Source organism: Ruegeria sp. CK2 (genome assembly GCF_056536585.1).
Map to the genome: position 1 here is coordinate 1 of NZ_JBQFPW010000024.1, position 13,320 is coordinate 13,320.

A 13,320-nucleotide genomic window follows, 5' to 3' on the forward strand; every position below is an offset into this window, starting at 1 on the left:
ATGCTGTGACGAGCCACCCCGCGTCTGCTGGGTCCGTGGCCAGATCGCGCGTCAGCGCCGGTCCCAAGCCCAATATGCTGAGCGACGTCGTACCAATAACGAACATTCCCAAGGCAAGGACCCAAGGCACGCGCTTGCTGATTGTCTGTGTTGGCACAGAGTTACGGTCCTCATTGTTTGGAAGGATGATGTCAGGATACACCTTTTGCCAAATACCGAAACCGGACATTCGCCGCGCTACAGTAAGTTGGACGCATGGACTCGCTGCGGACCTTCTCTGCGACAATCCTGAATTGGTCGAATGAGCCCTTACCAGACCTTCACCGCACTTTGAGGCTTCGCTCGTTCCGCAAGTCGTGAACGGCGCAAACAGGCCAGTGACCTAAGGCAGATGAGCGGGCCTACTGAGCTTTCGCAGCGTTGACATTAATGGCGGCTTTCAGCTGCACTTTCCAACCACCTAACAAATCGCTTGGACAATCCTGTTTCACGCCCATCAACACGTAGGGTATAATATCCGACATTGATGTCTTTGCTATTGGGCAACGGAACAAGACGATCTTCGGCGACATCGTTTTCAACCATAAAATCGGATGTAAGCACCATTCCCATTCCCGCAGATGCGGCACGCAAGGCGGCATCATCCAGGTCAAAATGTTCAGCAAAATTAAGCTGCATGTCGCTTTTTTCAGCTTCGACGAGCCAGAGCTGCCAATCCCAGTTCCCTTTTGTGCATTGAAGAGCGGGAATAGATGCGACGTCCAGTGGGTCGACTAGTTTTGACAGTAATCCAGGCGCTAGATACGGACGGCAGACATCATGAAAAAGGATGCGTGCGCCATCCGGGCATTTATCGCGCTTGAAGTAACTGATTGTCACATCAGCCGTTCCAGTCGGTGGATTGTCTATATCATAGAACGTTTCAACCTGAACACTGGCATTTGGGTTCTTCGACTTGAAGAGATGTAGCTTAGGTATCAGCCAACGTACGGCAAATGACATCGTAGACCGAACGCGAAGTTCGTTCGTGTCGCGAACGACATCCTCAAGCGCAGTGTGAAGCATTTGAAGGCTGGGCGCAGACTGTCGAAACAGCCGCGCGCCTGCGTCCGTCAGATCAATCGCGTTGTTGCGCCGCACAAAAAGCTGAACCCCCAAAGAATGTTCAAACGTCTTGAGCTGGTGACTGACCGCGCCCGGAGTTACCCCAAGCGATTCTGCGGCTTTCCTGATGCTCATATGCCGGGCTACCAATGAAAACACACGCAGTGCATTCAATGATATTGCGTTGGTAGTCTGCATCAAATTTCCTCACTCAAGTTGAGTATAACTCGTTTGATCGCAATAGGAACCGGTCTTTAGAAATAACAAAATTCATCAACGGGTTTTTCATGTCATCATTTCATACCAATGCTCAGGCCATCCTTTGGGTACTGCTGAGCACAGCCCTGTTCACTGTTATCTTTGCCGCCGCCAAATTTGCCGACGGGGCCATTGGAACATTTCAAATCCTGTTTTTACGGTACATCGGCTCTTGCGTGACCGTGTTTTGTTTGGCGGTGCGTTTGGGATCCTTTGTTCAGTACAAAAGCAAAGTACCGCTCCGGCATTTTATACGCGCAGTCTTTGGGTGCTCCGCCGCCGCCACAATCACTTGGGCATCCGCACATATGCCTGTAGCAGACGCATCGGCTATCGGTACTCTCTACGGCGTTGTGACAGTTCTGTTTGGAGTTGTGTTCCTGAAGGAATACGTTGGGGTACGCCATGGGTTTGCGGTCTTGATATCGCTTGCAGGCGCGGTGTTGATCATGTTTTCTCAGGGGGCATTCCAAAGTAGACTCGCTGCTATTCCGGCTTCAGTTGCATTGCTCAGCGCCTTTTTGATGGCCTCCGAAGGATTGCTTATCCGACTGCTGAGCCAAACTGAAAGCGCGCTCTCTATGATGCTTCACATCAGCGCTTTTGGCGTTCTGCTGATGTGCGTCCCGGCATATTTTGAGTGGAAATCCGTCAGTATGGCTGTTGTCTTAGGGTGCTTTGCGCTTGGACCGCTTTCAGTCCTCGCGCAGTATTGCACGATCCGGGGATATCGCATTGCGCCGCTGTCGATTGTCGGGCCCGTTGATTACTCATGGCTGATATTCGCAATGATATTGGGCGTTGTTGGATTTGGTGAATACCCAGGCATTGGTTTCATTTCAGGTGGAATCTTGATCATCATCGGCGGCGGAGTGCTTGCTAGCATTCCTACCTTGAAGATGGATACCAGAACTGCAAATCGAGAGACATAAATGTTGGCGTCTTGAAACCAGTCATTCGTTCGAAACGCGGCATTACGCACTTTGGGCTCGCTCCAGTCATTCGCTGCGCGGGTTCAGACAGGTGATTTGAGCCCTTACCAGACCTTAACTGCATTTTGAGGCTTCGCTCGTGCAGCACGTCGTGAACGGTGCAAACCGGACATTCAACGAAGATCTATCAGTTGCAAGTAAGCGGGACAAAGTGAGCTTTCGCTGCGGCTGCGCCGAAGTCAGCTTTTGGGTCGCTCAGGTGTACCATGTCAATAGTTAGAAGCGATCCATCCAAAGCTGGGCGAGTTTAAAAAAGGATCGGCTTTCTCTGCTACCATCCGGACGTGTTGGCGCAAGTTTGTCAGTCGAATACAGCGTATGACGCAAGTCCAAATCGCCATTCAGCGCCGCCGTGCATATCTGCTGCGCGGACTGATGGTCGCCTCGGCAAATCTGATCCACAACATGAGTTATATGATACCTGTAGAGCTGCTGCGGTTGTTCACGCTCAGCAGCTTTAGAAAGATCATAGCCTTGCCAAATGTTTCGCTTCTCCAGAGCCCGGCTAGATAGCTCAACCATCTTTTCTGCTGTCTCTGGATTTGTTTTGAGATCGTCCACAGCTTCTTGGATAAGTGCGGGGCAATCGCAGGTAAATGCGCCCGAAAAACGAAAGCTGACAGGCTTTGCCTCATTGCCTTCGATTTGAAGGATAGACCAAAGCGTAGTGTCCCAGACGATGGGCTTTGCTCTAAACTCGATACACCCTAAAGCCCCCCTTCTTGGATGTACGGAAAATGCATATCCTTCGTTTTGCTTTGAGAGCATGTCTTGCTTTATGGACCAGCCACTACCTTTTGCTGCTTTCCGGAGTGCGTTTGATAGTGCGTCTCCCATTTTGGATCTCCCTTACCTTCAATGAAAACAGTGAACGCAGCTTTTTAGAACCGCAAGGTTCTCAGTGCCGGGAAACCACGTGCGGTTTAAAGTTGCTCACCCGCGCAAGCTGCCATTCGTTCACAGCGCAGCACTGGTCAAGTTGGGCTCCCCTGGCGCCTTCGCCGCGGTCTGCACCAAGGGCCGGTCCGGTATGGATCGACATTCACTGCACGCCGCATGAACAGGAAAGACGCGGACAAACCAGACCTCCAGCCAAATAAAATGTAGGTCTGCATTCATTCCCGCGAGCTTAGATGATGTACGCTGTGTTCTAGGAGTGATTGAAGGGCACCTGCGTAGCGCAAATGCCCTTTACTTTCAACAAATCAACCTGTCACGCTGATGCGAGGACCGAAGGTATCGCATTGCACACGGATTGGGAAAAATCTGTCGTTGACGTGCTTCCACCCAGATCCCGTGTTCTGGAACTCGTCCGAGCCAGCACCTCTCGAACTGCTGACCTGATTGTCGATGCCGCCATGAGGTATGGTTTGCGAAAAGCAGACGGTTGGTTCCCGTACCAATCCAACAACATCGCTGCAGACAAAGTCAGAGCAACCGGATTGGCGATATTTTGCCCAGCAATATCGGGAGCCGAACCGTGAGACGCCTGAGCGACGGCAAAATTCTCACCAATATTCAAAGACGGTCCCAACCCTAGTCCCCCTGATAGTTCAGCGGTCAGATTGGATAATATGTCCCCGAACATATTACTGGTCAAAACGACATCGAACGATGATGGTTCACGAACAAGCAGTGACGCAGCTGCGTCCACAAGCACCTCTTCCAACTCAATGGCTGGATATTGCTTGGCCACTTGGCGGATCTCATCAAGAAATAGCCCATCCGACAGTTTGAGAACATTTGCTTTATGGATGACAGATACTTTCTTGCGACGCTCTGCCGCCAACTCGTAAGCTGTTTGGGCAACCCGTCGGGTTGCAACTCTGGTGATCTTCCTTATCGCGAATGCCGAGTCTGCATCAGGCATGAATTCCCCGGCGCCTTGGAACATCGTTCTCACAGCGTAAAAACCCTCTGTGTTTTCACGAACGACAACGAGATCCATCGCCTGACCAACGTCGCATAGCGATACACATGGCCGGACATTTGAAGAAAGGTTGAGTTTGGTCCTGAATTCCGAAGACAGATTTACGCCACCATCCTCGGGTTTTGGATATGCGTAAGTCGAAAGCGGCGCAAGAATTGCGCCATCACAGTTTTTCACCAAGTCCCAAACACTGGCTGGTGCCGTTGTGCCGTAGCGGTCAAGTTCACTCAGCCCAACGGGCTGAGCAGAAATTTCCAGATTGAGCCCAAGTTGGTCGCGAACCGTGATCAGAACGTTATTTGTCGCCGCCGAGATCTCGGGGCCGATTCCATCACCTGTGAACAAAGCGATTTTCATTGGCTATGCCCCCTCTATCACGCGGTTGTCGCGTTCCATTGCGTCGTAGTAGCCGGTTTGAGAAAATAGATCTTTCACCGGCGAAATTTTGTTATCCAACACTGCAGACATCCCGCTCTCAAGGAGCTGCTGACAGGTAGAACTCATTGCCATATGCGCCGCTCTCAGAAGGTGGTTTGCATGAACTACGATATCGAACCCACGCACGCCCAAATCCTGCACGTTGACCGTGTTGTAAGTCGTTGGGACACACATCAGCGGGATGTATTTGTCGAAGCTGCTTCGCAGCTCCTGAAAGGCGTCGGCAAATGCGAAAACCTCATCGGGCGTCTGATCTTTTGAATGGATCATTATACCGTCGGAGCCAGCTTGGATGTATGTTTCCGCGCGGCTGAGAGCATCAGACAAATTGCCACCCGCAATTAAGCTCTCCAGCCTGGAAATAAACATCATGTCGTCGGTGAGCATCGCGGCTTTAGCCCGGCGTATCTTCCGCGCAAAAACCGATGGTTCCTCCAGGTGATCCAGCTCAGTGCCATCAAGACTGTTGCGTTTCGGGTGGCGTTTGTCCTCTACGACAACCGCGGACACACCGAGAACTTCCAACCTACGGATCAAGTATTCCAGGCTAACGGCATCACCTCCGGTATCAGCATCAACGATAACGGGGTTGCCGGTCGCAAAGCATATCTCCTCGATCATTTCCAGGCGTCGTTCAGCGACATAGATCTCCATGTCAGGTAATCCACGCGCAGCCGAACATGTAAGGCTCGAAACCCAATGGCCGTCGAATTTTTCCCCGGTCGTTGATACGGCGTTTTCGGAAATCATTGCCGAAAGGCCATTGTGAGCCTCACAAAAAACAACTGGCCCTTTGCCGGTCAACCGTCTGCGCAGTTCTCCACGGCGGCGTTCGGGCAATCCGTTGATGCTTGATCTAAGCATGATCCACGCTCCCTTCGAGTTCTACCGGTTGTCTTTTGACCTTGCTGAGCACTGACGGGATGAGGCCACCCGCTGCCACCATGTCCAGCATCCGTTCTGGCGGTGGTGAAAAGTGAACGATGTCATCCGCACCGATCAGTGTCCCACCAGCAATGTTCACCACGATTTTTTCGCCTTCCGCGAAGCAGAGGGCATCCGCTTCGATAGCAAACAACCCAAGGTTCCAGCAGTTTCGGAAGAAAATTCGCCCAAAGCGTGGAGCAACAACTACGCGGACACCGGCTGCAAGCAGAGAACTAACAGCTTGTTCCCGTGAACTCCCGATTCCGAACGTATCGTCGGCCACGATCAGATCGTTGGGGCTGAAAGTCGCCGCCAGGCCAGGGAACCGGTTTTCAAATACATGCTGAGCCAGTTTAGACGTGTCAGTGTGCATATGTTTGTAGCGGCCGGGGATTATGTCATCTGTGGAAATGACGCCAGAGATGCGACGTGTTCTTACATTCAGGCTCTCAGTATAGCAGGTCCTCCACGGAGGGAATTCGCCCGTGAACAGCTGCGTGTGCTGCGACTAGCGGCGACGACAGATAGATCTCCGCTTTTGGGTTCCCCATTCTGCCAAGAAAATTCCTGTTCATAGTGGACAGAACGCGATCACCATCTGCCGGTATGCTGCCTTGGGTGCCCAGGCAAGAACCGCAACCCGGTGGTGTGACAACTGCACCTGCTTCCGTAAGTGCGCTGATGTATCCCTTTTCAACAGCTTCGAGATACACGGCCTTCGAGCCGGGCGTCACCAAACAATGCACCCGATCGCTGACCTTCCTACCCGTGAGGAAATGAGCGACATCCGCAATGTCTTCCAGCCTGCTGTTGGTGCAGCTGCCGACAAAAACATAGTCGATTTCGGTGTGATACATCTCATCAATGGAAACGACATTCGATGGCGAATGTGGCTTGGCAATCATCGGTGGTAGATCGGTGATATCGACCTCCAGAATACGCCCGCCCGCGTCTGGTTTGATCTGACGCATTCCGTCTGGCCGCCCTGCACCATCGGGCAAAAACACGCATTTTGCGCCGAGTTCGACCCCCAAGCTGGCAACTGTCGCCGCGCTGTCGAGTGAGAGTTCGGAGACCCAAGGCCCCATCCACTCGACTGAGCGATAAAGGAAGTCCTCCTGGCCAAGCGTTGCCAGCACATGCAGAACAACATCCTTGGCTTTTGTCACGGAGAGAGGCCGGCCTTTGATGTTCAACCAAACCGTGTCAGGTACTTTTAGCCAAGCTTCGCCGGTCATCATAGCAGCGGCGATGTCAGACGCACCCATACCCAAGGCAAGACTTTGTACGGCCCCACCCGTGCACGTGTGGGAATCGGAGCCCATAACGATCTCCCCGGGTCCAAACCAGCCATTCTCCAGCGCAACCACATGGCTAATGCCTGCACCTTGCGGAAAAACTTGCACACCGAGTTGCGTGGCGAATGCATGTGCCTCCTTCAAGCGATTGGCGATTGCGATGTTCGGCGTAATGACTGAGTGATCGAAGAAAATGCCGACGGCATCCTTGTCAAACACTGAGTTACACCCGTTGTCGCCAAATATCTTGGCTATGGTCGGAGAATTACCGTCTTGAACATACACTTTATCCACATTGACGGTGACGAGCTGACCGGCCTCCACCGGTTCACCACCCGAATGGGCGGCGATGATGTCATTCACGATAGCCATCAGTGTACACCCTCCGGCAGGGATTGCCGTTCGGCATCGCTGTAGATTTCCTTGAGCCTTTCCACCGATACTTCGGAGCCGGTCGCGATGGAGACTGCCCGCACGCTATCCAGACAACCCTGCAAGAGATCATCGTTCACCGTGACCCCGGACTGCTCCAAGTGGTACTTGAGCGTGGCACGACCTGAATGTTTGCCAAGAACCAGGCGGCGATGTCCACCAACGTCAATCGGATCAATTGGCTCAAAGGTTTTTCCCGATCTGATCACACCGTTGACATGAATTCCGGATTCATGTGCAAAAACATTGTCACCCACAATCGGCTGCCAGGGCGGGAACCCCTGGCCAGTGGCATCCGACAATGTTCGCGACAGGTTCCAAAGCTTGGTCGTGTCAATGCCGACATCCACTTTGTGGAAGTCTCGAAGAGCCAGAACCATTTGTGCAAGGTCAGGCATCCCCGCTCTCTCACCCATGGCGTTGACGCAAACATGAAAATAGCGCGCTCCGGCTTCCAACCCCGCCAAAGTGTTCGCAACGGCCAGCCCATAATCGTTGTGACAATGACACTGAACATCAATCTCGGCAGCTTCTTTCACGGCCGTTACGCGGGACGCATATCCTTTTGGATCTAGCATCCCGATTGTGTCTGAAAGCCTGATCCTGTCAGCACCGGCATCCGCAACGTGAGACGCATATTCTTGCAGAAAACCGATTTCGGTTCGTCCCACATCCTCCGCGCTGATGGACACAAAGACCCCTTTGTCTTTGGCTACCTTGATGATGTCGGAAGCCGCCTGAAGAAGCCATGAGCGGTCTTTGCCAACACTGTGTTTCAGATGGACACTGGACGTTGGCAGACCGATGTGAATGGCTCGGAATCCCAAGCCCAGTGTTGTCTCTAGGTCGCTTCGAACGCCCCGGTTCCACCCGACAATGGTTGCTTCGTCCTTGCGCTCAAGCATCTGATGAAGGGCTTTCACTTCTTCACCGCCCATGGCGGCGATTCCAGCTTCCAGCCATTTCACGCCCGCACCGAGCAGAGCATCGAAGACCTTCAGCTTTTTCTCAGCAGAAAGGGCGACTCCAGGGGCCTGCTCACCGTCACGAAGTGTTGTATCCTCTAAAATAATGTTCGCGTGCATCGCTGGCTCTCCTTCATAAAAGCGTTACAAAACTGACAACTTTAGAACGCAGAGTCTCAATTTGACACAATCGAAAGTATCTGACTTTGTATGTGAGGATTCTACACAGAGCTGAATCCGGTCATGAATCGACCGATTGCGCCTGCGTAACCAACCATTCAATAAACGCAGCTATCTGTGGACCGGAGCGAGGCCGAAAAGCTGCGTAGTAAAAGTTGCCGGTTTTCTGGAAGCCAAAAGGGGCCACTAGGCGGTCAGCATCAATGTCATCAGTGACGAGGATTTGAGGTGCAAGTGCTGCCCCAAGCCCAGCTGTCGCCGCTTCAAGCATGAAGTAAAAATGCTCATATTCCCGACCCTCGTGCGGCAAATCGGCGTCAACCGTCTCACACCAATTTGCCCACGCGTCCTTGCGGGTTTTGGTGTGAAGCAGAGGAATATCTTTCATGTCATTGGGATGGAGAATTCCTGCGTTAGGAACGATCTTCGGGCTCAGCACTGGACCAACAGCATCGTCGAATAGTCGCTCATAGCTGTGTTCAGCTCGGTCAGGACTACCTACACGAATAGCCACATCGAAGTGTTGTTTTGCGAAGTTTACCGGTCCGTCATCTGTTGTGAGGCGAATGTCAATCTTGGGGAATTTGTCGTGAAAGTCATAAAGGCGGGGGATTAGCCACCTCATGCTCAAAGTGCCAAGACAAGACACGTCTATGATCCGATCTTCTTCCTGCATGGCCTTATTGACCGCTTCCTCGATACGATCAAATCCGTAGGTAAGAGCAGGCAACAACCGAAGCGCCGCCTCGGTGGGTTCTAGCTTGTTTTTTGGCCCATCAAACAGCACGATACCTAGGGTTTTTTCCAACCCTCTGATTTGGCGGCTGATGGCGCCATATGTCACCCCAAGCTCGTCAGCTGCATCACGCATTCTGCCCAAGCGCGCTGTAGATTCGAATGCCCTTAGCGCATTCAGAGGTAACACTCCTCGTTTCATGTGCTAAATCCTCACTAGTGATTTGAGAAAATCTCGATTTTATAAGTGCTTATCTAATGCGAGAAGTCGTTTCATCACTAATCAGATCACATTCACCGAAGCGAACACGAAGTGGCAAGTATTTTAGTCTCAACTTTCAATCTATGGGCGAGAAACCGCCGATCCAGATGCGCGCTGGCAAAGCTCGGTCGGAGTGCGCTGAAAGATGTCGGAATATCCATCATGGACCGGGAGCAAGAGCTAAAAAAATGGTTTTGGGAGTAACTGATGCAAACCCACGTATTTCTGGCGATCCTTGTTGCTGCTCTTCTGCATGCAGGATGGAACTCTGTTGTAAAGCTGGATATTGACCGCAGATCTTCGGTACTACTTTTGGCGATAGTTCAAGCCCTTGCTGCGCTGCCAATTCTCCCATTCGTACAACAACCCGATAGCTCCGCCTATGCTTGGATTGTAGCCGCGGCATTGCTTCATACTGGGTATAAGATTTTTCTGGTGGAAGCTTATGCAAGGGTTGATCTCAGCCAAGCATACCCTCTGGCAAGAGGTACGGCACCGCTACTGGTGACTCTGTTTTCCGTGCTGGTTCTCGGCGAGGCATTCAGCAGCGGTAGTTTGGTGGGCGTCGGCCTAATCTCGGTGGGCATCTTTGTGATGGCCCTGAGAGGAGGCCACATAGATCGCCTTCGGGGGACGGCACTGTTCTTTGTGATCGGTACTGCCGGTTTCACAGCGAGTTACACATTAGTTGACGGCATAGGCGCAAGAATTGCGGGCACTTCCTCCGGGTTTATCCTTTGGATGGTCATCGGTGATGCTATTGGAATGCTCATCTACTCGGCCGCCGTCCGAGGCCGTAGTGCATTTTCTGGCCTGAAACCAGCGTGGAAAACTGGCACTGCCGCTGGTTTGATGTCACTCGGCTCGTATTGGATCGCGGTATGGGCGTTCACGAAGGCACCCATTGCTCTCGTGGCATCGCTTCGTGAATCCAGCATTTTGTTCGCAATCATCATCTCAACGCTTCTTCTCGGCGAATCCGTCAGCCGATGGAGATGGGCGTCCGGATGCGCGATCTTTTGTGGTGTTATCTTCATCAAGCTATGAATTTTGCGCGCGCTAATCGCATCCTTGCTGAACACTTGTGCGAATTCCTCACGTATTTCGTTCCGAAAACTCGATTGATTCAGAGCTTTTTTCATCTCCTCATTGGCGAGTTGGAATTACATCGGGAGGTTTCAAAATGGCACTCCAAGCGTTGAAAAGTCTGTCGTGTGCGATGCAGGTGGGCGTACAAAGCCCTCCGCCCTTAGAGACTGAGTTACGGAGAACAAAGTCCAGCCTGACGTTAAATCACAAAACCGTCGTCATAGCTGTTGGTCATGATGCCTGCACCATGATGGACACCGCCCTCAACGTTTTCGGAGATGTGAGTGCGGAAGATGCAATCGCTGTAACAAGCCATGAAAATCATCGAGAGATCGACGGAAGCGAGGTGCTGGCGGCATCCCACCCAATTCCAAACGCGGAAGGGCTGGATGCCTCAAGGATTGTTACTGATAAGCTGGCAAATAGTGGAGTTGGAACGAACGTAATTGCGCTCATCAGTGACGGTGCATACGCACTGCTTCCGTCACCAGTCGCCGGGGTATCTTTGAACGACAAGATCCGGATCAACGAGCTTCTACTGGCTTCAGATCTGAACATTTATCAGATCAACTTAGTACGACAATGTATCTCTACCCTGAAAGGGGGCGGTATTTTGAGAGCAGCTTACCCGGCGGTGGTTCATTCCTTTTCTACCACGCGGCAAGATATTCTTGATCCGTCTGTTATCGGTAGTGGACCAAGCACTGGCCCGCTCGGCACCATAGCAGATGCCAGACGGTTACTGATCGAAAAGGGATTGTTCACACGACTGCCTAGGCTCGTCCGCGAGTTTCTCGAAAACTCCAGCACACCGCTGGAAGTGCCTCTGGCGCCCCCAGCGAAAGTGGTTTCCCTCGCCCCTCTCACAAGGTTAGGAGTGGCGTAAGAAAACTTGGCAACCGCGTCGTCTCACTCTTCAATCACAGTTGGATTTCGCAAGAGACGAGTAGACTCCGATCTTCCTGTGTGGTGATCCCCGCCACAAACTTGCCCGGCCTCATGCCGGGCTCTTTTTTGGGGGAAGAAATACCTCCGCAAGGTGATGCTGGAAGGCACACAAAACAACAGGATGTTCTGGCCTCGATTTAATAAAGTAGTCATTCTTTAGTATCGCAGCATTTTGCACTTTGGGGTCGCTGCGGACCTTCTCTGCGACAATCCTGAATTGGTCGAATGAGCCCGAAGCTGCCCTTGATCCCATTTCCGCCTTTCGCACATGCAGCGGACCGCAAACGGCACATTCCGGACATTCACAGCCCGGCGTCGGATGGCTGATAAGCGGGCTCGACGCAGTCGTTCGCTGCGCAGTGCATCAGTGATCGCTATGCGGACATTGCTGCCCTTCAAAAAGAACCTCCCAATGGCTGCTTCACTTCCGCAATCCAGCTAGAAAACGTTCAATTTTCTGTGTCACCGTTGGTTCAGAAGGGCCAGAAGACCAACTTCCGCCATTTTCGAATACTTGTTCTTGCCAAGTGGACGGTTTTTTCCGCCACAGACCACGATGTGCGGCAAACTGCATGCCATCCCAGTCCATGAACCAAACGTCTTTTGAGAGGTGGAACGTGAAATAACTGTCCGACCAGATGTAACGACTACTTACGGTTTCTCCCATTCGAGCAACTTGCAAAGCCGTCTTCAAGCTGTCGGGCGTAATACGGCGATATCTGTCATTCACGCTCAGTATTGTCTCGCGCAGAACGCAAGTAATCAGGCACTCCTGCAATGGCACATCAACGCAAGTTAACTCTTTGACAAAATGATCAGAAACCCCATCGCCTCTTGCGTATGTTCCGCTATCAGACGAGTCATTGCTTGCCGCAACGACAAAGACGCTCTGATTTTCATCACAAAAGACCGCAAAGCCGTTTTCAGACTTCAGCTCATCTATCGGAATTACATGATCTTGGCATGATAATGGTGAATTCTCAGATTCCGAATGCACAAACAGCGAATTGCGCAGCGTCAGCGCACCAAACCGACGATAAAAATCTCGCAAAATTGGGTTCAACCAAGCGGGAATAACGCTTTCAGGAACGCCAAGATCAGAAGGGCTTACCTCGTACCAATCAGAAAGTAGGTCTTGAAGTTGCTCTAAGTCCATCATTGCGAAACAACCCTCTGTTTGCCATTGCTGACATTCGTGCGTAGCGCAGCGTCAGTCAACGTTGGGCTCGCTGCCAACTTTCTCTGCGAGGTGCCCGAACTGGTGCGTAGAGCCCTTTCCAGACCTTCGACATCCTCCGTAGTTTCGCTCGTGCAGCAGGTCGCAAATCGCGAGAACCAGACATTCAATATCACGTGGAAAATGGTGGATGAGCGGGACCTAATTTGCTTCCACTGCAACTGAGCGACTGTTCGTCTAGCCAGACTGAACATCTGCAAGCTCTTGCCCATGTTGATGAAATTAGAACCCAGCAGGCGCAGATCACCATAGCTGGTGTCTATGCAAACATAGGACTTGGGAATTTCTCAAAGACTGCAAGCTGGTTCTAGTATTTAGTATGGTAAGCATCGATTGCCCCCAGGGTGTTTGGCTGAAAATAGCCAAAATTTGCGATAGATTCATTCTGTTATCTGCGGTCCGGATGTGTCTACGGTTTCATCGGCTTTCCGGTTCGAGTTCCGGCGCCGCGCCTTGGCGCAGACAGCAGCACCCACCGGTGACATCACCCCGATACTCTGACATCCGGCCCCAGGCCAGCTATTG

The 13,320-nt window shown here is 52.0% G+C and carries 13 protein-coding genes; 4 read left to right on the forward strand and 9 right to left on the reverse strand.

Annotation, left to right across the window (positions count from 1 at the left end; genetic code table 11):
• Positions 1–426 precede the first annotated feature (426 nt).
• The gene (locus ACR0BU_RS23260) at positions 427–1,302 is read right to left on the reverse strand and encodes a LysR family transcriptional regulator (RefSeq protein ID WP_480739283.1); all 876 of its coding nucleotides are present in this window, start codon (positions 1,300–1,302) and stop codon (positions 427–429) included.
• Positions 1,303–1,391: 89 nt separating this feature from the next.
• Between ACR0BU_RS23260 and ACR0BU_RS23265 the strand changes: the two genes are divergently transcribed.
• Positions 1,392–2,294: a DMT family transporter gene (locus ACR0BU_RS23265; protein WP_480739281.1), complete on the forward strand. Its 903-nt coding sequence runs from the start codon at positions 1,392–1,394 to the stop codon at positions 2,292–2,294.
• Positions 2,295–2,570: 276 nt separating this feature from the next.
• Here the strand turns inward: ACR0BU_RS23265 and ACR0BU_RS23270 are convergent, their stop codons facing one another.
• The 7 genes from ACR0BU_RS23270 to ACR0BU_RS23300 all read right to left on the reverse strand — a co-directional run bounded on the left by ACR0BU_RS23270 (position 2,571) and on the right by ACR0BU_RS23300 (position 9,461).
• Positions 2,571–3,191, reverse strand: a complete 621-nt coding sequence (locus ACR0BU_RS23270; protein ID WP_298938396.1) for a hypothetical protein — start codon at positions 3,189–3,191, stop codon at positions 2,571–2,573.
• Between the two features lie 376 nt (positions 3,192–3,567).
• Complete coding sequence (locus ACR0BU_RS23275) at positions 3,568–4,641, reverse strand: isocitrate/isopropylmalate dehydrogenase family protein (RefSeq protein WP_480739280.1); 1,074 nt, start codon at positions 4,639–4,641, stop codon at positions 3,568–3,570.
• A gap of 3 nt (positions 4,642–4,644) precedes the next feature.
• Positions 4,645–5,586 (reverse strand): isocitrate lyase/phosphoenolpyruvate mutase family protein, encoded by a 942-nt coding sequence (locus ACR0BU_RS23280; protein WP_299085525.1) that lies wholly within the window; start codon positions 5,584–5,586, stop codon positions 4,645–4,647.
• Positions 5,579–6,142 carry a LeuD/DmdB family oxidoreductase small subunit gene (locus ACR0BU_RS23285; protein ID WP_480755766.1) on the reverse strand — a complete coding sequence of 188 codons (564 nt, stop codon included), beginning with the start codon at positions 6,140–6,142 and terminating at the stop codon, positions 5,579–5,581. Before ACR0BU_RS23285 ends, ACR0BU_RS23280 begins: the two co-directional genes overlap by 8 nt.
• Positions 6,099–7,319, reverse strand: a complete 1,221-nt coding sequence (locus tag ACR0BU_RS23290; RefSeq protein ID WP_480739277.1) for a 3-isopropylmalate dehydratase large subunit — start codon at positions 7,317–7,319, stop codon at positions 6,099–6,101. The genes ACR0BU_RS23285 and ACR0BU_RS23290 overlap by 44 nt, the downstream gene beginning before the upstream one ends.
• On the reverse strand, positions 7,319–8,464 hold the full coding sequence (locus tag ACR0BU_RS23295) for a homocitrate synthase/isopropylmalate synthase family protein (RefSeq protein WP_480739276.1): 1,146 nt from the start codon (positions 8,462–8,464) through the stop codon (positions 7,319–7,321). Before ACR0BU_RS23295 ends, ACR0BU_RS23290 begins: the two co-directional genes overlap by 1 nt.
• Positions 8,465–8,585: 121 nt before the next feature.
• Positions 8,586–9,461, reverse strand: coding sequence for a LysR substrate-binding domain-containing protein (locus ACR0BU_RS23300; RefSeq protein WP_299085518.1), 876 nt, complete (start codon positions 9,459–9,461; stop codon positions 8,586–8,588).
• A 111-nt stretch (positions 9,462–9,572) separates the two neighbouring features.
• Between ACR0BU_RS23300 and ACR0BU_RS23305 the strand changes: the two genes are divergently transcribed.
• From ACR0BU_RS23305 to ACR0BU_RS23315, 3 genes are all read left to right on the forward strand, one after another.
• Positions 9,573–9,725 carry a DUF1127 domain-containing protein gene (locus ACR0BU_RS23305; protein WP_480739275.1) on the forward strand — a complete coding sequence of 51 codons (153 nt, stop codon included), beginning with the start codon at positions 9,573–9,575 and terminating at the stop codon, positions 9,723–9,725.
• Positions 9,726–9,728: 3 nt separating this feature from the next.
• The gene (locus ACR0BU_RS23310; protein WP_480739273.1) at positions 9,729–10,568 is read left to right on the forward strand and encodes an EamA family transporter; all 840 of its coding nucleotides are present in this window, start codon (positions 9,729–9,731) and stop codon (positions 10,566–10,568) included.
• Positions 10,569–10,704: 136 nt separating this feature from the next.
• On the forward strand, positions 10,705–11,496 hold the full coding sequence (locus ACR0BU_RS23315) for a DUF4147 domain-containing protein (RefSeq protein ID WP_480739272.1): 792 nt from the start codon (positions 10,705–10,707) through the stop codon (positions 11,494–11,496).
• A gap of 483 nt (positions 11,497–11,979) precedes the next feature.
• Here ACR0BU_RS23315 and ACR0BU_RS23320 read toward each other — a convergent pair whose 3' ends face one another.
• Complete coding sequence (locus ACR0BU_RS23320; protein WP_480739271.1) at positions 11,980–12,717, reverse strand: hypothetical protein; 738 nt, start codon at positions 12,715–12,717, stop codon at positions 11,980–11,982.
• Between the last annotated feature and the right edge of the window lie 603 nt (positions 12,718–13,320).